This is a genomic window from Micromonospora fulviviridis (assembly GCF_014648395.1).
Lineage (GTDB): Bacteria > Actinomycetota > Actinomycetes > Mycobacteriales > Micromonosporaceae > Micromonospora > Micromonospora fulviviridis.
Genome location: NZ_BMRA01000002.1, coordinates 20,658 through 47,378 on the forward strand (window position 1 = coordinate 20,658; position 26,721 = coordinate 47,378).

The following is a 26,721-nucleotide window of genomic DNA, read 5'->3' on the forward strand; positions in this document are numbered from 1 at the left end:
CAGTTGCCGTTCGGGATGAACGGCAACTGTCCAAGATCGCAGGAACAACGTCAGGACAGGGTGCAGGGGGAGCCGTTCAGGGTGAACGTGGTGGGTCTCGGGTTGGTGCCGGTGTGGGTGCCGTTGAAGCCGAAGCTGGTCGACGCGCCCGCCGCCAGGGTGCCGTTGTAGGAGACGTTCGTCGCCGTGACCGCGGTGCCGGTCTGGGTGAAGTTCGCCGACCAGCCCTGGCCCACCTTCTGCCCGCTGCTCGGGAAGGTGAAGGCGAGCGTCCAGCCGTTGATGCCGCTGGTCCCGGTGTTGGTGATGGTGATGTTCGCGGTGAACCCGGTGTCCCAGCTGCTCGTCGTCCAGGTCACGGCGCAGCCGCCCGTGGCCGGCGGGTCCGCGGTGGTGACGGTGAGCGACGGCGAGGCCGCCGAGACGTTGCCGACCGCGTCCACGGCGACGACGGTGAAGGTGTACGCGGTGGCGGCGGTCAGCCCGGTGACCGCCAGGGTGGTCCCCGTGGCCGATCCGACGAGGACGTTCCCAGACCGGTAGACCCGGTAGCCGGTGACGCCCACGTTGTCGGTGGCCGGACCCCAGGTGAGGGTGAGCCCGGTCGGGCCGACGGCCGTGGCGGTGGGCGCGCCCGGGGCGGTGGGCGGGGTGGTGTCCGGCGCCGGGGCGGCCGGGGTGGTCACCGTCAGGGCCGGCGAGGCCGCCGACCGGTTGCCGGCGCCGTCGCGGGCGCGAACCGTGAACTGGTACGTCCGCTCGGGCAGCAGCCCGGTCACCGCGAGGGTGTTGGTGGTGGCGTTGGTCAGCACGAGCGCGTCGCTGCCGGCCTGCGCGCGGGTGACCTCGTAGCCGGCCAGGCCGCTCCCGCCCGTGTCGGTGGAGGCGGGCCAGGTCAGGGTGAGGCCGGTGGCCGTGACGGCCGAGGCGACCGGGGTGCCGGGCACGGTCGGCGCGGTGGTGTCCGGGGTGGCCGGTCTGGGCTCCTCGCCCCAGACCCGCGCCCCGTCGGCGTAGAGCGGCACCTTCCGGTTGGGGCCGGCGGTGGCCTGGTACGACGGGTCGTTGGTCGGGTCCCAGGTGCCGCCCTCCGGCACGCCGACCTTGAACTGCACCTCCATCCGGTGCTGCGACTGCCCGGCGGGCGCGATGGTGTATCCGGTGCAGTCGACCTCGACGTACCAGATGTCGCCCGAGAACTGCTTGGCCGTGGTGGGTGACGGGCAGCCCTGGGTGTAGCCGGGGGTGACCTGCACGGGCCCGGTGCCGTCGGGGCGGAAGTAGTAGCGGAACTTCGCGGTGGTGAGCGCCCGGGCCGGGAAGGCCGACTTGTTGTAGACGATCGCCTTGAGTCCGGTGGCACGGGGCTCGGCTTGCATGACCGTGGTCTCGACGGTCAGCTCGTCCAGGTCGGGCTGCTCGGCCGTCGGGAAGCCGGCGAGCGGGCTGCCGCCGTACTCCGAGGCGAGCCGGGCCAGGGCGGAGGTGAAGCCGGCGTTGTAGTCGGTGGCGACCTCGTTCATGACGTAGTCGGAGCGGCTGTCGGTGTACGCGTCGTTGGCCGAGGACGGGCCGCCGACCAGCGCGCCGTAGAGCACGTGCCGGGTCTCGGTCGGCACGGTCTGGCTGTCCCACCAGGAGCCGTGCGCGGTGCGGTGGTGCGGGTTGCGCGGCGAGTTCGCCCCGAAGCCGATCACGTAGCTGGAGCTGCGCGGGTTGTCGCCGAGCGCGTAGTTGATCTGCCGGACGGCGAAGTCGTGGTAGCGGGCCTTGCGGGTGGCGTCGGTGGTCCGGTCGCTGTAGACCAGCGCGGCGAAGGCGGTGTTGGCGGCGTAGCGCAGGGCGCCCCAGGAGTCGAGGACGGCCATGCCGCCGGGCGAGTAGTTGACCCGGGCGCCGTTGACGCCGACGGTCCACCAGTCGAGCCAGCGGTTGGCGTCGTCGACGTACTTCTGCTTGCCGGTCAGGTTGGCCAGCAGCACGTACGCGCCGAACTGCTTGTTGTCCCAGGCGATGGTCCACTTGTAGGAGCGGGTGGTGGACTGCGGCTCGGTGCCGAGCCTGTCGTACTCGCTCTCCGCCTTGGTCAGGTAGGCGGGGTCGCCGGTGGCCCGGTAGAGCCAGATCGCGCCCCAGACGAGCTCGTCCTGCCACCCGCTCCACGACCGGTAGAAGCTCGTCGCGTCGGTGATGCACTCGTGGTAGCTCTTCCGCACCGTGTCGGCGAAGGTGTAGAGCTGCTTGGCGTGGCCGAGCAGCTTGTCGGCGTAGGCGGCGTCGGTGGGGCGGAACACCATCGACGAGGCGGCCATGGCGGCGGCGGTCTCCCCCGCCAGGTCCGCGCCACCACAGCTCGCATCGATCTTGTACGCGGGCCGCGCCATCGGCAGCACCTCGGCCGGTCCCCACCACTTGTGGTCGTCGTCGCCCTTGCCGACCTGGCCGTAGAGCACGTTGGGGGCGGGGTGCGCCTTCACGAAGTAGTCGTTCACCCAGCGCAGGTTGTTCAGCAGGTGCGGCAGTTGGCCGGAGGCGGCGTAGCCGTCGCGGTACTCGACCGCGCCCCAGGCCAGCATGGTGGCGCTGAACGCCATGGGGAAGCCGAACTTCACGTGGTCGCCGGCGTCGTACCAGCCGCCGGTGAGGTCGAGGCCGGCGTCCGCGCCGTCGGTGAGCGCCGAGTCGCCCCGCCAGGAGACCCGGTTCCAGGCCGGCTTCTTCCCGGACTGCTGCGCCTCGTAGAAGAACAGGGACTTCTGCAACGCCTCCGTGTAGTTGAACGCCGGCGCGGCGGCGGCCGGTGCGGGCGGTGGGACGGTGACGGTCGCGGCCAGGCCGGCGGCCAGCGCGGCGCCGGTGGCGAGCAGCCGGCGGAGCCGGGACCGGCCACCACGGGGTGGCGGGGTCGGAAGGGGCATGGCGAGCTCCTGTGGGTGGCGCCGCGCGGCAGCCGGACCGGACGGGATCGGTGGTCCGGCTGCCGGCGGCAGTGGTGGTGGGGTGGGCCCACAGAGACGCGGGAGCGCTCCCATGGATAGTCGACAATGTAAACTCGATGTCGCGGGTTTGTGAAGACGGGACCTGTCGCCGGACCCGGCCGGCCGGAGCGCCAAGAACCCCGTTCGCGTTACGCCGACACGCCGCGCAAGTGGCTCGATCTGGCCCCAATTTCGGTCCTCTAGCGGCACATCGTCGCAGCTCAGACCGTTCGTCCGATGTCGCCGGTCGGGTGCCGGCATGCGATCATGTGCCGTCCCCTCTCCCGATCTCGGAGGATTCCTCATGCCACAGCGTCGGCACGTGGCGCGCGCGGCCCTCACTGCAGCCGCCGCCACGGCCCTCCTCTCCCTCGCCGGCCCGGCGTGGGCGTCGAGCACCATCCCGCTCAACCCGGCGCACCAGGACCAGACCGCCGCCGGCTTCCAGCAGGAGTGCGACGACGAGCGGTTCGACGACCTCGCCGACAACCAGGACGGCTGGCACTTCGTCCTGCCGGGGGGCAAGGAGTCGGGCAACTTCGAGAGCCTGACGCTGACCTACAGCGACGGCACCAACCAGGTCGAGATCAGGGTGCCGGACGCCTCCGACGCCTACCCCGACCACCTCTACTCGACCGGCGGCAACGCGCCGCGGACCATCCACGCCTACGTCTTCACGCCGGCGGGTTGGACCCTGGTCGACGGCAGTGCCGTCATCAGCGGCACGGCCACCAAGTTCAACCTGAGCCACACCTGCGCCGGCACCCCGGCGCCGTCGGAGTCGCCGTCCCCGTCCGGGTCGCCGACCGGCAGCCCGACGCCGACCCCGACCACTCCGGGCGAGGAGACCCCGACCCCGACGCCGGGCGGCTCCGAGAACCCGTCGGAGAACCCGTCGGGCACCCCGACCCCGGGCACCTCGGTCGGCGGCGGCGCGGGCGGCGGCACCGAGGGCGGCCTGCCGCTCACCGGCGTGGCCGCCACCAGCATCTCGCTCACCGGCCTCGCCCTGATCGGCGGCGGTGTCCTCCTGATGTCGCTGCGTCGCCGCCGGGACAAGATCACCTTCACCAGCTGAGCCGGACTCCGGCACGGAACCGGCCGTCGGACCTCGGTCCGGCGGCCGGTTCCGCCTTTTCCGGGGCCACCGCGGCGGTCCGCCCTCGATATGATCTTGGGGTGGACGCTCTCGACCCGACCCGCACCGCCGTCGTCCTGATCGACCTCCAGCGTCGCATCGTGGACCTGCCGACCGCCCCGCACACCGGCCCCGAGGTGGTCGAGCGCTGCCTCGCCCTCGCCGAGGCCGCCCGCGCCACCGGCGCCACCGTGGTGGTGGTCCGCGTCGACCGGCCCGGCCCCGATCCGCAGCCGGCGGGCAGCGAACTGCTTCCAGAGGTGGCGCCCCGCGAGGGTGACCTGGCGATCGTCAAGCACACCTGGGGCGCCTTCCACGAGACCGGGCTCGACGCGGCGCTGCGGGAGCGCGGGGTGGACACGCTGGTGATCGGCGGGCTGGTCACCAACTTCGGCGTCGAGCAGACGGCCCGCATCGGCGACGAGATCGGCTACCGGGTGGTACTGCCGCACGACGCGATGTCCGGGTTGGACGCGTACGCCCACGAGTTCGCGGTCGACTACGTCTTCCGCCGGCTCGGCACGTTCTGCACGACCGCGGAGGCGATCGCCGCGCTGCGCGGTTGAACCGGCCGGGGGCTTGATCCGTACTGACGGGTAACCCGGTCGACGCCGCCCGGAGCTGGATCACATAATCGACAGTTTTCTATTTAATTCCCGCGTACCCCCAGGTCAGGACCGTGCCGGTCGGGCCGCGACGTGTCGCGGCGGCGGGACGGGCGTCCTGGCATACGAGCGTACGGTTGCCCGCGCGCTCGGCAGCGCGGGACAGTACGCGACACCAGCGGTGCCATCGACGCCGCCGCTCCCCCGGACAACCCTGAGGAGATCGCGATGGCTCTCAGACTCGCCGACGGCACCTCCTGGTCCGACACCCTCGCCCGCGCGGTGGCCGCCGCACCGGAAGCCTTCGGCACCACGTCCGACGGCGCCGCCACCCTGCACAACCTCGTCGAGGGCGGGTGGCGGGCGGTCGGCACGCCGAGCCCGGTACGCACCCCGGTCGACAACACCGTGCTGGTCAACCTGGCCCGCCTCGACGCCGAGGCGGCGCGCGGCGCGGTCGCGCACGCCGCCGCCGCGCACCGGGAGTGGGCGCAGACCCCGCTCGCCGAGCGCAAGGCCCGGGTCGACGACGCCCTGGACGCCCTCACCGCCCACCGCGACCTGCTCGCCATGCTGCTGGTCTGGGAGATCGGCAAGCCGTGGCGGCTGGCCTGCGCCGACGTCGACCGCGCGCTGGACGGCGTCCGGTGGTACGTGCAGGAGATCGACCGGATGCTCGCCGACGGCCGCGAGCCGCTCCCCGGCCCGGTCAGCAACATCGCCTCCTGGAACTACCCCATGAGCGTCCTCGTCCATGCCGAGCTGGTGCAGCTGCTGGCCGGCAACGCGGTGATCGCCAAGACCCCGTCGCAGGGCGGGGCGGTCTGCCTCACCGTGGCGCACGCGCTGATGCGCCGCGCCGGGCTGCCCGCCACCCTGCTCTCCGGCAGCGGCGAGGAGCTCTCCGAGGTCCTGGTCCGCGCTCCGGAGATCGGCGCGGTGGCGTTCGTCGGCGGACGCTCCAACGGCGGCAAGGTGGCCGCCGCGCTGCTCGACTCCGACAAGCGGCACTTCATCGAGCAGGAGGGCCTCAACGCCTGGGGCATCTGGAACTTCTCCCAGTGGGACCTGCTCGCCACCCACCTGAAGAAGGGCTTCGAGTACGGCAAGCAGCGCTGCACCGCGTACCCGCGGTTCGTGGTCCAGCGCGACCTGGTCGACGAGTTCCTCGACGTGTACCTGCCGGTGGTGCGCTCCGTCCGCTTCGGACACCCGCTCGCCGTCGGCGACGACTGGTCGGCCGGGGACCCGCTGCCCGAGCTGGACTTCGGCCCGCTGATCAGCGCGGCCAAGGCCGAGGAGCTGCGCCGCAAGGTCGACGAGGCGGTCCGCGGCGGCGCGGTGCCGCTGCACCGGGGCAAGCTCGACGGCGCGCCCTTCCTCGACGGGCAGGACACCTCCGCGTACGTGGCGCCGGCGGTGCTGCTCGCCCCGCCCGGACGGTCCCGGCTGATGCACGCCGAGCCGTTCGGCCCGGTGGACACCATCGTCGTGGTGGACACCACCGACGAGCTGCTGGCCCAGATGAACGCCTCCAACGGCGCGCTGGTCGCCTCCCTGGCCTGCGACGACGAGGAGCTGGCCGGCAAGCTCGCGGTCGACCTCCAGGCGTTCAAGGTGGGCATCAACAAGCCGCGCTCCCGCGGCGACCGGGAGGAGCCGTTCGGCGGCCGGGGCGCGTCCTGGAAGGGCGCCTTCGTGGGCGGTGACCTGCTGGTGCAGGCGGTCACGGTGGGCGGCGACGGCCGGCTCTACGGCAACTTCCCGGACTACAGCAGCTACCCCGCGACCTGAACCACGCCGACCGGGCCCGGACACGGACAGGGCCCCCGCACCGGGGGCCCTGCCGTGTCACCGTCCCCCGCACCGGAGGTCGGCCCAGGTGGCGCCGGAGAATCCGGCGCCGGTGCGCGGTCGCCCGCCGGCCGTGGTCCCGTGCCGCGCCGTTGCGGCCCGGGACGCGGCGCGACGCGCCACCGTGGAGTCAGTACGACCGACGTGACCGCGCGGTCACGTCGGCCTGCCGGGGCAGCACGGCCCTGCGGGGGGCCAGCGGCACCGTGACGGTCAGCACGCTGCCGTCCCGCTCCACCGACGTGGGCCGGTCCAGCCGGCGTACGGTGCGCAGCATCGGGGTGTTCTCGGCCTGCACGTGCAGCAGCGCGGCGGCGTAGCCGGCCCGGTCGGCGTGCCCGAGCAGGCGCCGCAGCAGGGCCGAGCCGAGGCCCCGTCGCTGCCAGTCGTCCCGCACCAGCAGCGCCGCCTCCGCCTCGTCCCCCTCGCCGAGCAGGTTGGCCATCGCCACGACCGGCGCCGCCGCCCCGCCGGAGCCGTCCGTGGCGACCAGGGTCAGCCCCCGGGCCGGTTCGAGCAGCCGGCGCAGCCGGGCCGGCGCGGGGTGCCCCGCCCCGCTCAGGTAGCGCCGCTGCCGGCTCCGGTCCGAGCACCCCGCGTGCAGCTCCAGCACGCCCGGCAGGTCGTCGGCGGCGGACGGCCGGACCAGCACCTCGGAGGTGTCGGGCAGCACCAGGGTGACCCGGTCGGCGTCCCGGCGGGCCACCGTGGCGGCCAGCTCGACCAGGGCCTGCGCCCGGGCGTACTCGGCCGGGGTGAAGCTCGGCTCCCGGCGTCGCAGCTCGTACGAGCCGCCGGCCGGGTCCGCCAGCAGCATCGTGGTCCCGTCCACCCCGCCCGGCGGGGCGGCCGGCGTCGGCCGCCAGGTCACCGCGTCCGCCCCGAGCAGCACGCGCAGTGTCTCGCCGGCCGCGTCCGGGTCCCGGACCAGGCGGCCGGCCAGGCCGAGCACCCGGGTGGGCTGGTCGGCCAGCCCGCGCGCCTCGCTGCGCGCCACCCAGCAGTTCCGACCGCGCCCCCGTTCGACGGCCGCCCGCAGGTCCGCCTCCGTGAGCCGGTCGGGCGCGTCGACCAGGAAGTCGTCGACCGCACCCACCTCGGTGGTGTGCACCTGCACGGTGAGGATGTTGACCCCGCGCAACGCGAGGCTCGCCGTGAGCACCGACAGGTAGCCCGGCCGGTCGTCCACGGTGGCACGGATCCGCCACAGCGCCATGGTTCGCTCCCTTCCTCACCGTCGACCCTGCCGGCCGCCTGTTGCGCCCCCGTTGCCCACGGGTGAAACGGCGGGACCAGTCAGGTGATGGTGGTCACGGGCGGGGCGCCGACCAGGTCCAGCCGGTCGCCGAGGATCACCGCACCGGCCCGGACCAGCTGGGCGAGCCGGTCCACCTCGGTGGAGTGGAACGCGGCCGCGGCGAGCGGCTCGCTGTGGTCGCGCGCCACCACCAGCACGAGGCCGGCCCGGCCGAACGGCGCGACCGCGTAGTGGTGCCCGTCCGGGGTCGTCACGGCCCGGGCCCGCAGCGGGGTGACCTCCGGCAGCCGCGGCGGGACCGGGGCGCGCCAGCTCGCGTGCCCGACCGTCGGCTCGCCGGCGTCGCCGCTGCGCGCGGCCCAGTCCAGCGGGACCACGGCGGCCACCGCCCAGTCCGCGGCGAGCAGCCCGGGCACCGCGTCGACCAGGGTGGCCACCCCGTCGGTCGGGTTCGCCGCGACCTGGGCGAGCAGCTCGGCGTCCTGGCCCGTGGTGGTCGGCGCGCCGATCGCCCGCCACACCCCGTCCACCCGGACGCCGGGGATCGCGGCCAGGCCGGCGAGCAGGCGCTCCACCCGGGCCGCGCCCGGCCAGACCACGGTGAAGTCGTCGACCGCCCGGCCGCCGAGCCGCTCCAGCACCACCACCTGGACGATGTCGGCGCCGGAGACGCCGAGCGTCCGGGCCACCTGGCCGAGCGTGCCCGGTCGGTCCGGCAGGGTCACCCGAACTCTCAGCAGCATTTCTGGTCCCTCCGCTCGGCGGGCCGGCCGTGGCGGCCGGCAGGCTGGGGCCCAGCCTGCCGGTTGACCATTTCGCCCCCGTTGCAGCGGCATGTCCCGCCGGGAACATCCCGCCTTGACAACAAAGCTGAGCTGCCATCAACTAACCGGATGACCGATCCGGCCGTCGACGCACCGCACACCCCGACCGGTTCGGCCCCGCGCGGGCTCGACCTCGACCGGCTGGCCGGACACCTGGCCGCGCACCGGCCGGAGCTGGCCGGGCCGCTTTCCGCGCGGCTGATCGCCGGGGGCAAGTCCAACCTGACCTACCTGCTGCGCGCCGCCGACCGCGAGGTGGTGCTGCGCCGGCCGCCACTCGGGCACGTGCTGGCCACCGCGCACGACATGGCCCGGGAGTACCGGGTGATCTCCGCGCTCGCCCCCACCGCGGTGCCGGTCCCCGAGGCGCTGCTGCTCTGCACCGACCCCGACGTGATCGGCGCGCCGTTCTACCTGATGGAGAAGGTCGACGGCGAGGTCTACCGGCGCCGGGAGCAGACCGACGCGCTCACCGCCGGCCAGCGGCGCGACCTGGCCATGGCGATGATGGACACCCTCGCCGAGCTGCACATGGTCGAGCCGGCCGCGGTCGGGCTGGCCGACTTCGGCCGCCCCGAGGGCTACCTGGCCCGCCAGGTCCGACGCTGGTCCGGCCAGCTCGACCGCTCCCGCAGCCGCCCGCTGCCCGGCATCGAGGAGCTGCGCGACGCGCTGGCCGGCAGCGTGCCCGAGGGCGCGAACGCCGGCCGGATCGTGCACGGCGACTACCGGCTGGACAACCTGCTCGCGACGGTCGAGCCGGTGGCGGTACGGGCGGTGCTCGACTGGGAGATGGCCACCCTCGGCGACCCGCTCGCCGACCTGGGGCTGCTGCTGACCTACTGGGACGTGCTGGGCGACAGCGACAGCGCCGAGGGCAACCCGGTCGCCGACGGCATCGGCCCGCGGGCCGGCTTCCCCACCGGCGCCGAGCTCATCGACCGGTACGCCGGCCGCAGCGACGTCGACGTCGGGCCGCTGCACTGGCACGTGGCGCTCGGCTGCTTCAAGCTCGCGGTGATCTGCGAGGGCATCCACTACCGGCACGCGCTCGGGCAGACGCTCGGCGGGGGCTTCGACCGGATCGGCGAGATGGTGGCGCCGCTGGTCGAGCACGGCCTGCGCGCGGTGCGGGGGCGGTGATGGACTTCGCGTACGACGCCCGGACGGTCGAGCTGCGCGAGCGGGTCGAGGCGTTCCTCACCGAGTGCGTCTACCCGGCCGAGCCGGTGCACCACGAGCAGGTGCTCGCGGCCGGCGACCCGTGGGCCCGCCCGCCGGTGCTGGACGAACTGAAGGCCGAGGCCCGCCGCCGTGGCCTGTGGAACCTCTTCCTGCCCGACCCGCGCTACGGCGCCGGGCTGACCAACCTCCAGTACGCCCCGCTGGCCGAGCTGACCGGGCGCAGCCCGCACCTGGCCCCGGAGGCGCTGAACTGCGCCGCCCCGGACACCGGGAACATGGAACTGCTGGCCGAGTTCGGCTCCGCCGCGCAGCGGGACCGCTGGCTCGAACCGCTGCTGGCCGGGGAGATCCGCTCCGCGTTCTGCATGACCGAGCCGGAGGTGGCCTCCTCCGACGCGACCAACATCGCCACCCGGATCGTCCGCGACGGCGACGAGTACGTGATCGACGGCCGCAAGTGGTGGTCGTCCGGTGCGAGGGACCCGCGCTGCGAGATCTTCATCGTCATGGGCAAGACCGACCCGGACGCCGACCGGCACCGCCAGCAGAGCATGATCCTGGTCCCCCGGGACACCCCGGGTGTGACGGTGCGCCGGGGCATGACCGTCTTCGGCTACTCCGACGCCCCGCACGGCGGGCACGCCGAGATCGACTTCACCGGGGTGCGGGTGCCGGCGGAGAACCTGGTCGGTGCCGAGGGTGCCGGCTTCGCCATCGCCCAGGCCCGGCTCGGTCCCGGGCGGATCCACCACTGCATGCGGCTGATCGGCATGGCCGAGCGGGCCCTCGAACTGCTCTGCGGGCGGGCCCTGGACCGGGTCGCGTTCGGCCGCCCGCTGGCCGAGCAGGGCGTCGTCCGGGAGTGGATCGCCGAGTCCCGGGTGCGCATCGAGCAGGCCCGGCTGCTGGTGCTCAAGACCGCCTGGCTCATGGACACCGTGGGCAACCGGGGCGCGCACACCGAGATCCAGGCCATCAAGATCGCCACGCCGGCGATGGCCGAGTGGGTGATCGACAAGGCCATCCAGGGGTACGGCGCGGCCGGCGTCAGCCAGGACACGCCGCTGGCCGCCCTCTGGGCGCAGGCCCGCACCCTCCGCCTGGCCGACGGCCCCGACGAGGTGCACCGGTCGTCCCTGGCGAAGCGGGAACTCCGCCGCTGGTCCTGAGCGCCTCAGGCGGAGGCGCGGTGGATGAGCTTGGTGTCCAGCAGCACGTGCGGGCTGGGCAGCTCCTCGCCACGGATCCGCGAGACGAGCAGCCGGGCCATCTGCCGGCCCATCTCCTCCACCGGCTGGAAGACCGTGGTCAGCGGCGGCTCGGCCTGCCGGGCGATGGGGGCGTCGTCGAAGCCGATCACCGCCACGTCCTCGGGGACCCGGCGGCCGGCCTCGCGCAACGCGCGGAGGGCGCCGAAGGCCATCAGGTCGGAGGCGACGAAGACCGCGTCCAGGTCCGGGCAGACCTCCAGCAGCCGGCGCATGCAGGCCGTGCCGCTGCCCTCGCTGAAGTCCCCGTACGCGATCAGGTCCGGGTTGAGGTCGGCGCCCGCGGCCCGGACCGCCTCCTTGTAGCCGGACAACCGGGCCAGGCCGGCGCCCATGTCCTGGGTGCCGGCGATGGTGGCGACCCGCCGCCGGCCGCGGGCGAACAGGTGCTCCACCGCCTGCCGGGCGCCGCCGACGTTGTCGACGTCGACGAACCAGGCCGGCTGGGCGTTGGGGTGCAGCATCCGGGCCGGCCGGCCGCCGAGCACGGTGGGCAGGCCGCGCTCCTCCAGCAGGGTGGGCAGCGGGTCCGCGTCGTGCAGCGAGAGCAGCAGGACGCCGTCCACGTGCTGGTTGGTCAGGTGGTGCTCGACCCGTTCCCGCTCGATCTGGGACTGCGCCATGGCCAGCCAGAGCTGCATCGGGGTCTCCAGCAGCGCGGAGCTGACGCCCCGGACGATGCCGGCGAAGAACGGCTCGGTGAAGACCCGCTCCCCCGACTCGGAGACCACCAGCGCCACCGAGTCGGTCCGCTGGGTGACCAGCGCCCGCGCGGCCCGGTTGGGCACGTACCCCAGCTCGGCGATGGCCGCCTGGACGGCGGCCCGGGCCTCCGGGCTCACCTGCGGCGAGCCGTTGACCACGCGGGAGACCGTGCCGCGGCCCACGCCGGCGCGGGCCGCGACCGCGTCGAGGGTCGGGCGCCCGAGCGACCGCGTGCGCTGCGTTGTCATCGTCTGTGCTCCTCCGACATCAGGCGGGCCCGGCACCTGTTGAGGCGTCGGCGCCGGGCCGCCCGTTACTGGCTGGCCCAGCCTATTGTGCGGCCAGGCCGTTGCGTCGGATCACATCGGCGTACCACCTGGCGCTGGACTTCGGGATCCGGACCTGGCTGTCGTAGTCGACGTAGACCATGCCGAAGCGCTTCGTGTAGCCCCACGCCCACTCGAAGTTGTCCATGAGCGACCAGGCGAAGTACCCCTTCAGCGGCACCCCGGCGCTGATCGCGGCGTGCGCGGCGCGCAGGTGCGCGTCGAAGTACGCCAGCCGGTCCGGGTCGTCGACCCGGCCGTCCACCACCGCGTCGACGAACGCGGAGCCGTTCTCGGTGACGTAGAGCGGCAGGTCGGTGTAGTCCCGGTGCACCCGCTCCAGCGTCTCCACCAGGCCCGGGGCGTCGATCTCCCAGTCCATGTCGGTCACCGGGACACCCCGGGTGACGAACCGGACGTCCTCGCTGCCCGGCCAGCAGGACGGCGCCCGCCAGTACGCCTCCCGCTCGACGCCCTCGGCCGGCGCGGCGACCACGTGCCGGCTGTAGTAGTTGACGCCCACCATGTCCAGCGGGGTCGAGATGACGGCCAGGTCGCCGGTCCGGACGTGCCCGAAGTCGGTGACCTTCCGCAGGTCGGCGGTCAGGTCCGCCGGGTACGCCCCGCGCAGCACCGGGTCGAGGAAGAACCGGTTGGCCAGCCCGTCGATGCGGCGGGCGGCGTCGGCGTCCTCGGGCGAGTCGGTTGCCGGGGTGACCGGGTAGAGGTTGACCGTGATGCCGAGCTGCGCCTCCGGCCGGGCGGCCCGCAGCGCCTGCACGGCCAGCCCGTGCCCGAGCATGAGGTGGTGCCCGGCCCGGACCGCGTCCGCCCCGTCCGAGCGGCCCGGCGCGTGGACGCCGGAGCCGTAGCCGAGGAAGGCCGAGCACCACGGCTCGTTGAGGGTGGTGAAGTACTTCACCCGGTCACCGAGGGCGTCGCCGACGAGCTGGGCGTAGTCGGCGAACCGGGCGGCGGTGTCCCGGGCCGGCCAGCCGCCCGCGTCCTCCAGCGGCTGGGGCAGGTCCCAGTGGTAGAGGGTCAGCCAGGGCTCGATGCCGTGGCCCAGCAGCTCGTCGACCAGGCGCCGGTAGAAGTCCATGCCCTCGGAGTTGACCGCCCCGGCGCCGCCGGGCTGCACGCGCGGCCAGGAGACGGAGAAGCGGTACGACTTCAGCCCCAGGTCGGCCATCAGCCGCACGTCCTCGGGCATCCGGTGGTAGTGGTCGCAGGCCACGTCACCGGTGTGCCCGGCAACCGTCCGCCCCTCGGTGTGGCTGAAGGTGTCCCAGATCGACGGGGTGCGGCCGCCCTCGGTCGCCGCGCCCTCGATCTGGTACGCGGCGGTCGCCGCGCCCCAGAGGAAGCCGGGCGGGAAGTCGGCTGCCGCGTCCTGGTCGAGGACGCCGACGGCGGGCGGGCTGGCTGGGTTGCTCACGACTTGACGGCGCCTTCCATGATGCCGCCGATGATCTGGCGGCCGAAGATGATGAACACGATCAACAGTGGCAGGGTCGCCAGCGCGGTGCCGGCGAAGAGTGCCACGTAATCCGTCTGGTACAGCCCGGACGAGAGGATCTTCAGGGAGTACTGCACCGTCGGAGTGTCCGGGGTCAGCACGATGAACGGCCAGAGGAACTCGTTCCAGGTCTGCATGAAGGTCAGCAGGCCGAGCACCGCGGCCGCCGGCCGCAGCGCGGGCAGCACGACGTTCCAGTAGATCCGCCAGGTGGAGCAGCCGTCGAGCCGGGCCGCCTCGATCAGCTCGTCGCTGATCGCGGACATCGCGTACTGGCGCATCATGAACACGCCGAAGCCCTGCACCAGGAACGGCACGATGACCGCCTGCAGGGTGCCCGTCCAGCCGAGTTCCACCATCATCAGGTAGAGCGGGATGACGCCGAGTTGGGTCGGCACCATCATGGTCATGATGATGATCAGCAGCAGCGCGTTGCTGCCCCGGAACTTCAGCTTGGCGAAGGCGAAGCCGGCCAGGCTGGAGAAGAAGATCACCGAGATCGTGACGACGGTCGACACGACGGCCGAGTTGACCAGGCCGTAGACGAACGCCGCGTCCTCGTTGGCGAGCATCCGGTCGATGTTGGTGAACAGCTGGTCGCCCGGGGTCGGCGGCATCTCGTAGACCGCGCTGTTGTCCCGCGAGGCGATGATGAACGACCAGATGATCGGAAAGATCGACAGTACGCCGCCGAGGATGAGCGCGAGGTAGGTCAGCGGGCTGGCCTGCCAGAGCTGGGCGCCCGGCAGCCGGCCGCGGCGGCGGGGCGGCACCGGAGGTGGGGCGACCGAGCGCGGAAGGGTCTGCGTGGTGGTCACTTCTTGTCCCCCTTCACCGACCGGCGTACCAGCGCGAAGTTGATCAGCGCGAAGATGATGATCATCATGAAGAGCAACCAGGACATCGCGGAGCCGTACCCGTACTCGGCGTTCCCGGTGAAGGTCTTCTCGTAGATGTACATGGCCAGGGTCTGGAACTGGTGGTCCACGCCGCCGCGGATCAGCCCGTTCCCGTACATCAGGGGCTCGGTGAAGATCTGGAAGCCACCGATGGTGGAGATGATGATCGTGAAGAGGATCGTCGGCCGGATCAGCGGCACGGTGATCGCCCAGAACTGCCGCCAGGTCGAGGCGCCGTCGAGCGACGCCGACTCGTACAGGTCCTTCGGGATGGCCTGCATGGCGCCGAGGTAGATCAGCGCGTTGTAGCCGGTCCACCGCCAGTCGACCATGAAGGCGATGGCGAACCAGGAGGCGAAGCGGTTGTCCCGCCAGGCGATGGGGTCGAACCCGACGGTGCCGAGCAGCCAGTTGATGAGGCCGTACCGGTCCGCGAAGATCAGCGCGAAGATGATGCCGACCGCGGCCACCGAGGTGATGTTGGGGATGACCACACCCATCCGCAGCAGCGTGCGGGCCCGCATCTGCCGGTTCAGCAGGTTGGCGAGCATCAGCGCCACGATGAGCTGCGGCACGGTGCTGAGCACGAAGATGCCGAGGGTGTTGTAGGCCGCGTTCCAGAACTGGGCGTCCTCCATCAGGAGGCGGTAGTTCTCCAGCCCCGCGAACTCCTTGGTCCCGCTCAGCAGTTCGTAGTCGAAGAGCGAGACGTAGACCGTGTAGAGGACCGGGAAGAGGCCGAAGACCCCGAAGAGGACGAAGAACGGGGCCACGTACAGGTACGGGGAGTACTTGAGGTCCCAGCGGCCGAGCCGGTACGACCGGCGGCGGCGCGGCGGGGTGGACGGGGGTCGCGAGGCGGCGTGCGACCGCGGTGCGCCGACAGCAGAACTCATTGCAGGTCCTTCCGGGAGGTGGGGCGGCGGCGACCTCGCCGCGGCGCCCACACCCTGGGGCGGGTGTGGGCGCCGCCGCCGAGCCCACGGGCAGCGGATCCCCGTGGGCTCGGCCGGTCACCGGCGACTCAGCTGGTCGCCTTCTTGGCCTCGTCCACCGCCTTCGTCCAGGCGGCCTCCGAGCTGACCTTGCCGCGCTCGGCCGCCTGCATCTGCGGCTCGAAGACGGTCTCCCAGATCTGCTGGTGCTTGGCGCCGAGGAAGACCGGCTTCATGTTCTTGACGCTGTCACCGAAGATCTGGCCGGTGGGCGCGCCGCTGAAGTAGTCGCTCTTCTTGTCCTTGAACGCCGGGTCCTCGAGGCCGGCGAGGTCGGACGGCATCGCGCCCGCCTCCTTGAACGCCGCCAGGTGCCCCTCCTTGCTGGTCAGGTACTTGGCCAGCAGGTACGCCTCCTTCGGGTGCTTGGTCTGCGCCGGGACCGCCAGGTAGGAACCACCCCAGTTGCCGCCACCGCCGGGGATCTTGGCGATGTCCCACTTGCCGGAGTTGGCCGGGCCGGACTTCGGGGCGATGACGCCCTCGGTCATCCAGGACGGGCAGGGGAGGGTGGCGAACGCGGAGTTCTTGAAAGCCCCGTCCCAGTCGGCGCTCCACCGCTGGGTCTTGGCGGTCAGGCCGTCCTTGGCCATCTGCAGGCCCATGTCCCAGGTCTGCTTCACGACCGGGTTGGTGTCGCCGATGAACTTGTTGTCCTTGTCGAAGAAGAAGGTCTCCGAGTTCTGCATGACGTACGGCTGCATGAGGCTGGTCGCGCTGTCCAGCCAGGCGGCCTTGACCTTGCCGCTGGCCTTGAACTCCTTGCCCAGCGCGATGTAGTCCTGCCAGGTGGCCATCCGCTTCGAGACCTCGTCCCGGTCGGTGGGCAGACCGGCCTGCTGGAACAGGTCCTTGCGGTAGCACATGGCCAGGCCACCGACGTCGGTGCCGAGCGCGATCAGCTTCTTGCCGTCCGGCGTCATGGCGTTGTTCCACTTCCACTCGGGGAAGTTGGCCTTCAGCTCACCGGCGCCCAGGTCGAGCAGGTTGGCGAACTTGTCGTGGTTCTGGACGTACCCGAACAGGACGCCCTCCTCCAGGCCGACCACGTCGCCGGCACCGCTGCCGGCGGCGAGCCACTGCACCAGCTTCGGCTGGAAGTCGCGCAGCTCGCCCATCTTCTGGTGCTCGACCTTGATGTTCGGGTTGGCCGCCTCGAAGTCCTTGATGGCCTGGTCGTAGCCGAAGTTCTGGAAGGTCTGCAGGACCAGCTTGACCTGGCCGCCCTCGCCGGTCGATCCCTCGTCGTCCTTCTTGCTGCACGCCGCGCTGCCGAGAGCAACGCCCGCGGCGAGCAGGACGGCCGCGGCGGTGCGGAGCCGGCGCCTCATGACGCTCATCCCTGACCCCTCTCAGGTGGGTAACTCGTGTGGTGGTTTTGACCCGCGCCCGCCCGTCGCCGGGCAGGCGTGGCGGTGAGGCTTTGGTTCTGGGACGCCGCCGCGACGAGCGATGTGGCTTGGGACACGTCGCGCGGGAGCGCTCCCATGAGATTGCCGCCACGTGTCAGGGGTGTCAATAGACCGATGGGAGCGTTCCCAGATCGTTACCGCGCCGACCCGGGCAACCGCGGAGGGCGGCCCCGGGACGCGGTCAGCAGAAGCGACGCAACAGGGTGGTGGCCCGGTCGGGGGCGAAGAACTCCGGCTCGAAGCCGGCGCCGGCCCACTCCCGCATCATCCGGTGCTCGGCGTGCCCGGGGTCGGCCAGCGCGGCCAGCAGGACGGCGTACCCGGCCGGGCCGCCGACGTCCTCCGGCGGGCAGGCGCGCTCCCCCTCGACACAGACCGGGTAGCGCTCGTCCGGGTCCGCGGCGCAGACGTCCTCGACCACCAGGTCGTGCTCCCACCAGTCGCCGAAGTCGTAGGTGTAGCGGAACCGGTCGCCCTTGCCCACCACCGCGTCCAGCCGCACGTCCAGCTCGTCGCGGACCGCCAGCTCGCCGTCCGGATCGGGCTCACCGTACTGCCGGCCGTCGATGTCGAACGAGTGCAGGTGGCAGTCCCGCCAGCCCATCGCGTGCTGGACGACCCGGTGCAGCCGGTCCAGGGTGTAGCCGCCGGGGACCAGCACCCGCCGCCACACCGGCGGCCGTACCCCGGCGAGGGAGACCTTCAGCTGGAAGATCTGACGCGACATGCTGTCCCATCCTTCCTCGGCATAGGCTGCCTACATGATCTGCCGAGCGTGCCGGGAGCGGCGGCACGACGACTGTCCAGGCCGGAAGTGGTGCGACTGCCAGCACCGTACCCCCGAACCCACCCCTCCGGTCACCGGTCCGGCCGGCGAATGAGCGTCGGAACCCCGATCGAACGGATCTGGCCGGCGCCCGTCACCGGGCCGCTGGCCGACCCGGAACTGGCCGCGCTCTACGGCCGCGCCCCGCACCCCCACCTGCGGGTGAACTTCGTGGCCAGCGCCGACGGCGCGGTCAGCCTGGACGGCTACTCCGCCGGGCTCTCCGGCGAGCCGGACAAGCGGGTCTTCGGGCTGCTGCGGATGCTCTGCGACGGCCTCGTGGTGGCCGCCGGCACGCTGCGCCACGAGGGCTACCGGGCGGTCCGGCTCGGCGAGGCGCGCCGGGCCTGGCGCCGCGAGCAGGGCCTGGCCGAATATCCGACCCTCGTGGTCGTCTCCGGCTCGCTGGACCTCGACCCGGCCCAGGCGTGCTTCGCCGACGCGCCGGTCCGGCCGCTGGTGCTCACCGGCGCGACCGCCGAGCCGCCGCCCGGGCTCACCGAGGTGGCCGACCTCGTCCGCTGCGGCGGGGAGCGGGTCGACCTGGCCGCCGGCCTGGCCGAGCTGCGCCGGCGCGGGCTGGGCCAGCTCCTCTGCGAGGGCGGGCCGCACCTGTTCGGCGCGCTCACCGCGGCCGACCTGGTCGACGAGCTCTGCCTGACCGTCGCGCCGCTGCTCGCCGGGGCCGGCCCGGGCCGGATCACCGCCGGGGACGGCAGCGCGCCCCGGCACCTGCCGCTGCGCCACGTGCTGGCCGCCGCCGACGGGGTGCTCATGCTGCGCTACGCCCGCGACCCGGGCGGGGCGCCGCCCGCCGGCGCCGCCCCGGCCGCCTGACCGCACGGCCCGCACCGGCCGTCGAGGCCGGAAAAGGGGTACGCGGGCAGCCTCCCCGGCCAGGGCGGAGCGGACGGCCGGCGCCCAGGCGGCACGGGTCAGCGGGTCGGCGGAACGGCCGCCCCCGGCGGCAGCGCGTCCGGCAGCCCGAACGCCGCGGCGTGCTCCGCGCCCAGGAACGAGGTGATCCCGGCGATCCGGTCACCCCGCAGCGTCAGCACGTCGACCGACCACGGCAGGTAGGGGCCCGTGCCGCCCCGGCGCAGGTAGCTGGCGACCGCGGGCTGGCCGTTGGCGCCGGTCGTGAGGTGCCGCCAGCTGCCGCAGGGGCCGAGCGGCGCCGACCGGGCGAAGTCGAGCACCGCCGTGCGGCCCCGGTACCAGTGCGGCATCGGCGGCATGGACCAGGTGACGTCCTCGGTGAGCAGGGCGACCAGGGCGTCGGCGTCGCCGTTCTCCAGCGCGGTGGCGTAGCCGGTGACGACCTCCCGCAGCCGCGCGTCGTCCAGCATCCGCAGGGTGCGCTGCTGGGTGGCGGCGGGAGCCCGCTCGGCGAGCGCCCGGCGGGCCCGCGCGAGCGCCGAGTTCACCGACGTGGTCGAGGTGCCCAGCATGGCCGCGATCTCCGCGGCGGAGTACCCGAGAACGTCGAAGAGCAGCAGCGCGGCCCGCTGGTTGCCCGGCAGGTGCTGCACCGCGGCCACGAAGGCCAGCTCGACCGCCTCGCGCTGCTCGTACCGCGCGCCGGGTGGGACGGGACCGGCCGCGAGGGCGGTGTCCGGGTAGGGGCCGAGCCAGGCGACGTCGTGGTCCGGGCGGCTGTCCGGTACGGCGCGGTCGCTGGCCGGGCCGAGGTCGACCGGCAGGGCCCGCCGGGCGCGGCCGGCGATGGCGTCGAGGCAGACCCGGGTGGCCACGGTGTACAGCCACGAGCGCAGCGAGCCGCGTCCCGCGAAGGCCGGCAGCCCGCGCCACGCCCGCAGCAGCGCGTCCTGGAGGGCGTCGTCGGCGTCGTGGACCGAGCCGAGCATTCGGTAGCAGTGGGCGTGCAGCTCCCGGCGCAGCGGCGCGACGAGTGCCGTGAAGGCGGCCTCGTCGACCGGGGCCCGGTCGGGAGATCCGGCGGCGGTCGGGGAACTGACGCTCACGACCGACGATTCTGCCGCAGCGCCGGAGTCAGGAAGGTGAACGGCTCGCCCGTCACGACCCTGGAGGACCCGATGAGCAGCATGTCCACCGCACCAGTCACCACCGGCACCCTGGCGGTGCCCGACGGGCGGCTGTACTACGAGGTGCGCGGGCAGGGGCCGCTGGTGGCCCTGGTCGCCGCACCGATGGACGCGGACGCCTTCGCCCCGCTGGCCGACCTGCTGGCCGCGGAGCACACCGTGTTGACCACCGACCCGCGCGGGATCCGCCGGAGCGTCCTGCACGACCCGCACCAGGACTCGACTCCGGAGCTGCGCGCCGACGACGTCATCCGGCTCCTCACCCATCTCGACGCGGGTCCGGCCGCCGTGCTCGGGTCCAGCGGCGGCGCGGTGACCGTCCTCGCCCTGGCGCAGGCCCGTCCTCCGCACGTGCACACGGTCGTCGCGCACGAACCGCCGCTGCTCGGCCTGCTGCCGGACCGGGAGGAACTGCTCGCCCGCGAGGACGACATGATCGCCACCTACCGCGCCGGGGACCGGCTGGGCGCCGGGCGCAAGTTCCTCGCCAACGCGAACATCCAGCTGCCCGAGGAGGTGGTCCTGGGCATGTTCGGCGGCGAGCCCGACCCGCAGGCGGCCGCCGACGAGCACTTCCAGTACCTGCACATGATCCGTGGGACCACCGGGTTCCGGCCCGACGTCGCCGCCCTGCGCGACGGACCCACCCGGGTCGTCGTCGGTCTCGGGGAGCGGTCGACCGGTGAGGTCTGCGACCGCACCTCGCGGGCGCTCGCGGCGGCGCTTGGCACGTCGCCGACGATGTTCCCGGGCGGGCACATCGGCTTCGTCGAGGACCCGCCGGCCTTCGCCGCCCGGCTGCGCGACGTGCTCGCCGGCTGACCCGTCGGACGGCGACGGCGGGCGCGGGACGCCGGGTGGCGTACCCGCGCCCGCCGTCGGAGGCACGGTCGCCCGGCGTCGGCGGCGGAGAAGTCGGCCGACACCGGGCGCGGCGATCAGTTGACGCTGACGGCCGACCAGGCGGCGGCCACCGTGTTGTACTCGGCGCTGCCGCTGCCGTACAGGTCGGCGGCGGCCGACAGGGTGGCGGTGCGGGCACCGGCGTAGTTGGTCCGCGAGGTCATGTAGCGGGTGAGCGCGCGGTACCAGATGGCGCCGGCCTTGGTGTTGCCGATGCCGGTCACGGTGCTGCCGTTGCAGGTCGGGCTGTTGCCGTACGAGGACGAGCCGCTGCCCACGGCGAGCAGGTAGAAGAAGTGGTTCGCCACGCCGGAGGAGTAGTGCACGTCCAGCCGGCCCACCGAGCTGCTCCAGCAGTCGGCGGAGGAGCCGTCCTTGGAGGGCTTGTCCATGTAGCGCAGCGGGACGCCGCTGCTGCGCAGCTTCTCGCCGATCAGGTAGTCGCCCGGGTCCTTGCTGTTGGCGGCGGAGAACTCGACGAGGGTGCCGAAGATGTCGCTGGTGGCCTCGTTGAGGCCACCGGACTCACCGCTGTAGCGCAGCCCGGCGGTGTTGCTGGTGACGCCGTGGGTCATCTCGTGACCGGCCACGTCCAGCGAGGTCAGCGGGTACCAGCCGGAGCCGCCGTCGCCGTAGGTCATGCAGAAGCAGGAGTCGCTCCAGAACGCGTTGGCGTAGTTGCTGCTGTAGTGCACCCGGCTGTACGCGCCGACCCCGTCGTTGCGGATGCCGTTGCGGCCGTGCACGTTCTTGTAGTAGTCCCAGGTCTTCTGGGCGCCGTACGCGGCGTCGGCCGCGGCGGTCTGGCGGTTGGCCAGGGTGCCGTCGCCGAACACGTTCGAGGCGCTGGTGACGAGGGTGCCGGTGCCGCTGGTGCCGCCGTTGAGGTCATAGGTCTTGTGGCCGCCCCGGGTGGCGTCGGCGAGCTGGTACGTGCTGCCGGAGAGGGTGCTGCCCACGGTGACGGTGCCGGAGTGGAAGGTGTTGCCGGTGCCGTCGCGCTGCACACCCTCCCAGGAGTCGCGCACCTTCCCGGTGGTGGCGTCCACCAGGACGTGCAGCTCGCTGGGGGTGCCGTCGGCGTACGCGCCGCCCACGACGACCTCGTAGGCCAGCGTGGTGCCGGCGGCGTCCGCGTCGTGGACGAGCTGGCTGCCGTCGACGCGGCGGGTGGCGGCGGTGGAGGCGGCGAGCGCGACCCGGCCGGCGGTCGCGGCGCTGACCCGGGCCCTGGCGCCCCGGGTCGGCGCGGCCGCGAGGCTCTGGCTGGCGCCCTTCCAGGTGTTGCCCCTGCCCAGGTGGACCACGGTGTCGCCGCCGAGCACCGGCAGGCCGTCGGCGTAGCGGTTGAGCCGGACGTGCTCGGTGCCGTCGGCGTCGGTCTGCACGTTCTTGAGCGTGAAGCTCTGGCCGTCCGCGACCAGCGCGCTGCCCGAGTGGGCCTTGAGCTGGGCGACCGCCCGGGTGAACGCGTCACCGGAGACGGGGGCGGCGGAGGCCGTGGCGGGCAGCGTGCCGGCGGCGGCGAGCAGCGCCGCCGTGGCCAGCCCGCCGAGGAGAGTGGTACGACGCATGAAGTTCCTACCTTCACTAGGACTGCCGGTCGGGGGGGGTACCGACCGACGGGTGACCCGCCGTGGGAGGGCACGCCGGATCGGCCGCGTCCGTGCAGGTCACACGGCTGCGGCGACACACCAGGGATCGACGGAGGAAAGATCCTCGATGCGTTGTTGCACATTCTTGCCGCAGGCGACCCTTGTCTGTCACGACTTTCGGCCAAGATTTTTTCCACGACTTTTCGCGTCCCGTTCACCACCCGGCGGCGCCACCGTGCCGCCGGCGCCGGGACCCGCGCCCGCCGGGTCGGGCTACGCCGTCTCGCGAACCCGTGCACGGTCAGCGCCGTAACCTCGGGGAATGCGTTCTCCGCAGGCGGCCGGGGCGGCCCCGGACCGGGTCGGTCGTCCGCTGCTCGCCGGTGGGCTGCTGGTCGCCACCGGCCTGTCCGACGTGCTGACCGCGTACGGCGTGCTCCGGTCCGGGACGTTCATGGTGCTGAGCGAGGACGGCCTCTACCCGGTCGACGTCACGGGCTGGGCCTGGCTGCGCCTGGCGGTCGGTACGGCGGTGGCGCTCGCCGGGCTGGCGGCGGTCACCGGCCGGCGGGACGCGGCCACCGTGGCGATCGGCTGCGCCGTGCTGGCGCTCGCCGTGGACCTGCTCATGCTGCCGTACGCCCCGATCCTGGTGGTCCTGGTGGCCGCCGTCGACGCGGCGGCGATCCGGCTGCTGCTCCGGCACCGCCGGGCGACCGCCCGGGCGGGGTGAGGTTGCCGGTCAGCGGGGCTCGCAGATCCGGCCGGTGAGGGCGGGGTCGCCCTCCCGGTCGGCCGCCCACACCGGGTTGAGTGCCAGCGGGAGCGGCGGGGCCTGCCAGGCGGCGCCCAGCCGCTGGAGCAGGCGGTACTCCCGGCGCGGCTCGTCGACCCGGTCGCCGGCCAGGAAGTCGACCACCCGCTCCTGGGCCTGCCGCTGGCCGATCAGCCCGCCGTGCAGGGCGGGCATCTGGAACACCGGGATCCGGCTGTACTCGCCGGGCGGCGCCTCCGCCGCGCTGACCGTCGGCAGGAAGGCGATCATGCGGACCCCGGCCACCGGGCAGAGCGTGCGGTTGCGATAGAAGGGCGCGTTGACCAGCACCGAGCGGACGAAGGGTTCGTCCGGGGCGCTCTTCACCCGGCGGCCCAGGTTGGCCAGCCAGAAGATCCCACGCAGCTCCCAGCCGGCGGCCACGCCCCACCCGCTGTAGCCGGGGGGCGGATAGTAGGCCCGGCCGGGCTGGATGAGCGGGCTGAACAGGAGCACCGCCTCCACGGGCAGGGGCTGCGCCCACTTGTCCAGGTAGGTCCGCGCCACCATGGCCCCCTCGCTGAACCCGAGCAGGGCGATCGGCCGGCCGGTACGGCGGTGCAACTCGTCGACCTGCGCGGCGAGCAGCACCGCGCTCGAGTCCAGGGACTGGTGGGTCGCCTCGGGCCCGTACGGCAGCGGCCGGCCCTGCCCGTCGAGGCCCACGTAGGAGAAGCGCTCCACCCGGGGGTCCGCCGGTTGGCGACCGTTCCACTGCGAGTCGTGCCCCGCGATGGCGATCAGGGCATGCGGCACCCGGTCGGGCAACCGCTGGGTGAGCACCGGAGGCAGCCACTCCGCCGGCGGGCCCGTCGCCAGGCCGACGAGCGACTGCGACCCGACCGCGGCGGCCATGGTGAGGACGATCGCCACCGGGGCGACCGGGGTCCGGGCCAGGCGGATCCGGGCCGGCAGCACGGCCGCCGCCACGGTGTGCTGCCAGAGCAGGCCGTTGGCCAGGCCGGCCAGCGCCGCCACCGGGACGCCCCACCAGCCGGACGTGCTGGAGATGACCGCGCCCGCGACGGTGAGCACGATGAAGTTGAGCACCGACCAGCCGAGCAGCTCGATCGTGGGCAGGCCCCGCCACCAGTACCGGACCACGCCGGCGCGCTGGAGGAACGGGGCGAGCACCAGCATCGGGGCGAGCGAGGCGAACAGGTAGAGGGAGAGCGCGACCGCCGAGAAGGCGACCGAGATCGCGGCCCACGGCGAGATGATCACCAGCGCGAGGGCGGCCACCTCCAGGTTCCGCCGCGCCAGCCAGCCGAACGAGGGACGGGCCGCCCGCGCGGGCCAGGCCAGCGCCGTCAGCCCGGCGGTGAGCAGCCCGCGGAACACGGTGAGCAGCACCAGCCCGAGCAGGAAGTTCCACCAGGAGTCGTGGAAGACGAGCAGCCACCGCAGGTCGTGGAACGAGTCGTACGGCCACACCGCGGTCACCTGCGGCGCCAGCCCGCGGGCGCCGTGGAAGCCGATGCCCACCAGCACCGTCTCCTGCACCACCGGCGGCAGCACGGCGAGCAGCAGCAGCATCGCCGTCCGGTTGCGGACTGCCTCCACCGCCGCTCCTCGTGCCTCGCGTCCTCGGGCCCCTTGCAGGATCTCCCGGGAGCCGGGCCGGCGGTGCCGGAATGGCCGACCAGGGAGCACGAAGAGTCAGCGGCCCGTACCGCTGCGCAAGGTCGGCGGACCCGCGAGGTGGCGTCCGCCGCGTCGCGTGGCAACCTGTCGCATACCTCGGGCAGGATGCACGACGTGCGCCGCGAACGGGACGACCAGCCGACCGGAGACCGCCGATGACCGACGACCTGCTCGACGGCCCCGGCGACGGGGTCGGCCGGGTGCTCGGCACCGCCGACGCCACCCCGCTCACCTTCTGGACCGCCGTCGCCCCCGGCAGCTACCTCCAGCTCGACGACGTGGTGGTGACCCGCCGCGAGCTGCCCGACCGGGAGCCGGTCACCATCGCCGGCGTGGTCACCCAGGTGCGCGCCCGGCACGAGGGGGCGCAGTTCGACTCGGACGTGTTCGCCATCGCCGACGGCACCCTGCCGGCCCAGGTGCAGGAGGCCGCCGAGATCACCACCACCCGGGTCGACCCGGAGTTCTACGTGCCGCCCACCCCGGGCGCGGTGGTGCACCGGGCCGAGGGCGACGCCCGCGCCCGGGCGCTGCACTTCGACCGGATGGAGCGGCGCATCCCGATGGGCATGGGCCGCGACGGCGTACCGGTCTACCTCAACGCCGACTTCCTCGACGGCACCCGGGGCGCGCACGTCTCCATCTCCGGCATCTCCGGCGTGGCCACCAAGACCAGCTTCGCCACCTTCCTGCTCTACTCGGTCTTCCGTTCCGGGGTGCTCGGCGGCGACGCGGTCAACGCCAAGGCGCTGATCTTCAACGTCAAGGGCGAGGACCTGCTCTTCCTCGACCACCCCAACACCCGGCTCGACGACCCCACCCGGGCCGGCTACGCGAAACTCGGGCTCGACGCGGGCGCCTTCCCCGACGTCCGGGTCTACGCCCCGCCGCGGGTCGGCGACTCCTCCGGCACGCCCGACGTGAGCAGCCGGCTCACCGGGGTGGACAGCTTCTACTGGACCCTGAGCGAGTTCTGCGCCGACCGCCTGCTGCCGTACGTCTTCGCCGACGCCGACGACGAGCGGCAGCAGTACACGATGGTGGTGCACTCGGTCGCCGCCCACCTGGCCAGACACGCCCAGCCCGCCGACGGCGGGGTGAGCATCGACGGAGTCCGGCTGGGGTCCTACGCCGACCTGGTCGACCACGTCGTCGAGCAGCTCAACGACGACGAGACCCGCAGCGACTGGGCGGGCAGCGCGGTCGGCCTCGGCACGGTCAACGCGTTCGCCCGCCGGCTGATCGGCAGCAAGAAGGACCTGGGCCGGCTGATCCGGGGCGACCTGGCCACCCGCCGCCCGCACTCGATCAACACCGCGGAGTCCGCCCAGGTCACCGTGGTCGACCTGCACAACCTGCCGGACCGCGCGCAGCGTTTCGTGGTCGGCGTGACGCTCAAGAGCGAGTTCGAGCGCAAGGAGAAGGCCGGCACCGCCAAGCCGCTGCTCTTCGTCGTCCTCGACGAGCTGAACAAGTACGCCCCCCGAGAGGGCTCCTCCCCCATCAAGGAGGTGCTGCTCGACATCGCCGAGCGGGGCCGCTCGCTCGGGGTGATCCTGGTCGGCGCCCAGCAGACCGCCAGCGAGGTGGAGCGGCGGATCGTCACCAACTCGGCGATCCGGGTGGTCGGCCGGCTCGACCCGGCCGAGGCGTCCCGCCCGGAATACGGCTTCCTCCCGCCCGCCCAGCGCCAGCGCGCCCTGCTGGCCAAGCCGGGCACCATGTTCGTCAACCAGCCCGACATCCCGGTCCCGCTCTGCCTGGAGTTCCCCTTCCCGGCCTGGGCCACCCGGGTCTCCGAGGCCGGCCGGGCACCCTCGGAGACGCTGCGCTCGATCACCCAGGCGGCCGACCCCTTCGCGGTGGTCGGCTCGGGCACCGCCGACGACGACATCCCGTTCTAGAGG

Annotated in this window: 21 protein-coding genes; 9 read left to right on the forward strand and 12 right to left on the reverse strand. The window is 73.2% G+C overall.

Features of this window, described 5'->3' with window-relative positions:
• Positions 1-50 precede the first annotated feature (50 nt).
• Positions 51-2,918, reverse strand: a complete 2,868-nt coding sequence (locus IEY96_RS05120) for a glycoside hydrolase family 9 protein (protein ID WP_189193646.1) — start codon at positions 2,916-2,918, stop codon at positions 51-53.
• Between the two features lie 364 nt (positions 2,919-3,282).
• Between IEY96_RS05120 and IEY96_RS05125 the strand changes: the two genes are divergently transcribed.
• From IEY96_RS05125 to IEY96_RS05135, 3 genes are all read left to right on the forward strand, one after another.
• A complete protein-coding gene (locus tag IEY96_RS05125; protein WP_189193647.1) occupies positions 3,283-4,056 on the forward strand; it encodes an LPXTG cell wall anchor domain-containing protein in 774 nt (257 codons plus the stop codon).
• A gap of 101 nt (positions 4,057-4,157) precedes the next feature.
• Positions 4,158-4,682: an isochorismatase family protein gene (locus IEY96_RS05130; protein ID WP_189193648.1), complete on the forward strand. Its 525-nt coding sequence runs from the start codon at positions 4,158-4,160 to the stop codon at positions 4,680-4,682.
• 267 nt (positions 4,683-4,949) lie between these two features.
• Entirely contained in the window at positions 4,950-6,515 is a 1,566-nt protein-coding gene (locus IEY96_RS05135; RefSeq protein WP_189193649.1) for an aldehyde dehydrogenase family protein, read from the forward strand.
• 190 nt (positions 6,516-6,705) lie between these two features.
• Here the strand turns inward: IEY96_RS05135 and IEY96_RS05140 are convergent, their stop codons facing one another.
• Positions 6,706-7,791, reverse strand: coding sequence for a GNAT family N-acetyltransferase (locus tag IEY96_RS05140; protein WP_189193650.1), 1,086 nt, complete (start codon positions 7,789-7,791; stop codon positions 6,706-6,708).
• An 80-nt stretch (positions 7,792-7,871) separates the two neighbouring features.
• Complete coding sequence (locus tag IEY96_RS05145; protein WP_189193651.1) at positions 7,872-8,576, reverse strand: ACT domain-containing protein; 705 nt, start codon at positions 8,574-8,576, stop codon at positions 7,872-7,874.
• Between the two features lie 150 nt (positions 8,577-8,726).
• On the opposite strand from IEY96_RS05145, the gene IEY96_RS05150 reads away from it, so the two are divergent.
• Together IEY96_RS05150 and IEY96_RS05155 are read left to right on the forward strand one after the other, a co-directional pair.
• On the forward strand, positions 8,727-9,800 hold the full coding sequence (locus tag IEY96_RS05150) for a phosphotransferase family protein (protein ID WP_189193652.1): 1,074 nt from the start codon (positions 8,727-8,729) through the stop codon (positions 9,798-9,800).
• A complete protein-coding gene (locus tag IEY96_RS05155; protein ID WP_189193653.1) occupies positions 9,800-11,011 on the forward strand; it encodes an acyl-CoA dehydrogenase family protein in 1,212 nt (403 codons plus the stop codon). Before IEY96_RS05150 ends, IEY96_RS05155 begins: the two co-directional genes overlap by 1 nt.
• 5 nt (positions 11,012-11,016) lie before the next feature.
• Here IEY96_RS05155 and IEY96_RS05160 read toward each other — a convergent pair whose 3' ends face one another.
• From IEY96_RS05160 to IEY96_RS05185, 6 genes are all read right to left on the reverse strand, one after another.
• A complete protein-coding gene (locus IEY96_RS05160) occupies positions 11,017-12,063 on the reverse strand; it encodes a LacI family DNA-binding transcriptional regulator (protein WP_189193654.1) in 1,047 nt (348 codons plus the stop codon).
• Positions 12,064-12,145: 82 nt separating this feature from the next.
• On the reverse strand, positions 12,146-13,579 hold the full coding sequence (locus IEY96_RS05165) for a GH1 family beta-glucosidase (protein ID WP_189193655.1): 1,434 nt from the start codon (positions 13,577-13,579) through the stop codon (positions 12,146-12,148).
• Positions 13,576-14,433, reverse strand: a complete 858-nt coding sequence (locus tag IEY96_RS05170) for a carbohydrate ABC transporter permease (protein ID WP_373293524.1) — start codon at positions 14,431-14,433, stop codon at positions 13,576-13,578. The genes IEY96_RS05165 and IEY96_RS05170 overlap by 4 nt, the downstream gene beginning before the upstream one ends.
• Positions 14,434-14,474: 41 nt before the next feature.
• Positions 14,475-15,455, reverse strand: a complete 981-nt coding sequence (locus IEY96_RS05175; protein ID WP_189193657.1) for a carbohydrate ABC transporter permease — start codon at positions 15,453-15,455, stop codon at positions 14,475-14,477.
• A gap of 128 nt (positions 15,456-15,583) precedes the next feature.
• Positions 15,584-16,894: an extracellular solute-binding protein gene (locus tag IEY96_RS05180; protein WP_189193658.1), complete on the reverse strand. Its 1,311-nt coding sequence runs from the start codon at positions 16,892-16,894 to the stop codon at positions 15,584-15,586.
• Between the two features lie 253 nt (positions 16,895-17,147).
• Positions 17,148-17,693, reverse strand: coding sequence for a plasmid pRiA4b ORF-3 family protein (locus IEY96_RS05185; RefSeq protein WP_189193659.1), 546 nt, complete (start codon positions 17,691-17,693; stop codon positions 17,148-17,150).
• A 150-nt stretch (positions 17,694-17,843) separates the two neighbouring features.
• Here IEY96_RS05185 and IEY96_RS05190 point away from each other — a divergent pair, with 150 nt between their 5' ends.
• On the forward strand, positions 17,844-18,629 hold the full coding sequence (locus tag IEY96_RS05190) for a pyrimidine reductase family protein (RefSeq protein ID WP_189193660.1): 786 nt from the start codon (positions 17,844-17,846) through the stop codon (positions 18,627-18,629).
• A gap of 98 nt (positions 18,630-18,727) precedes the next feature.
• On the opposite strand, the gene IEY96_RS05195 is transcribed toward IEY96_RS05190, so the two are convergent.
• Positions 18,728-19,777, reverse strand: coding sequence for a sigma-70 family RNA polymerase sigma factor (locus IEY96_RS05195; protein WP_189193661.1), 1,050 nt, complete (start codon positions 19,775-19,777; stop codon positions 18,728-18,730).
• 81 nt (positions 19,778-19,858) lie between these two features.
• Here IEY96_RS05195 and IEY96_RS05200 point away from each other — a divergent pair, with 81 nt between their 5' ends.
• On the forward strand, positions 19,859-20,680 hold the full coding sequence (locus IEY96_RS05200) for an alpha/beta fold hydrolase (RefSeq protein WP_229791406.1): 822 nt from the start codon (positions 19,859-19,861) through the stop codon (positions 20,678-20,680).
• A 116-nt stretch (positions 20,681-20,796) separates the two neighbouring features.
• On the opposite strand, the gene IEY96_RS05205 is transcribed toward IEY96_RS05200, so the two are convergent.
• Positions 20,797-22,335 (reverse strand): M4 family metallopeptidase, encoded by a 1,539-nt coding sequence (locus IEY96_RS05205; RefSeq protein WP_189193663.1) that lies wholly within the window; start codon positions 22,333-22,335, stop codon positions 20,797-20,799.
• Positions 22,336-22,678: 343 nt separating this feature from the next.
• Between IEY96_RS05205 and IEY96_RS05210 the strand changes: the two genes are divergently transcribed.
• Entirely contained in the window at positions 22,679-23,089 is a 411-nt protein-coding gene (locus IEY96_RS05210) for a DUF7144 family membrane protein (protein ID WP_189193664.1), read from the forward strand.
• 9 nt (positions 23,090-23,098) lie between these two features.
• On the opposite strand, the gene IEY96_RS05215 is transcribed toward IEY96_RS05210, so the two are convergent.
• Positions 23,099-24,706, reverse strand: a complete 1,608-nt coding sequence (locus IEY96_RS05215; RefSeq protein ID WP_189194240.1) for a lipase family protein — start codon at positions 24,704-24,706, stop codon at positions 23,099-23,101.
• 263 nt (positions 24,707-24,969) lie between these two features.
• On the opposite strand from IEY96_RS05215, the gene IEY96_RS05220 reads away from it, so the two are divergent.
• Positions 24,970-26,718, forward strand: a complete 1,749-nt coding sequence (locus tag IEY96_RS05220; RefSeq protein ID WP_189193665.1) for an ATP-binding protein — start codon at positions 24,970-24,972, stop codon at positions 26,716-26,718.
• The last annotated feature ends 3 nt before the right edge of the window (positions 26,719-26,721 follow it).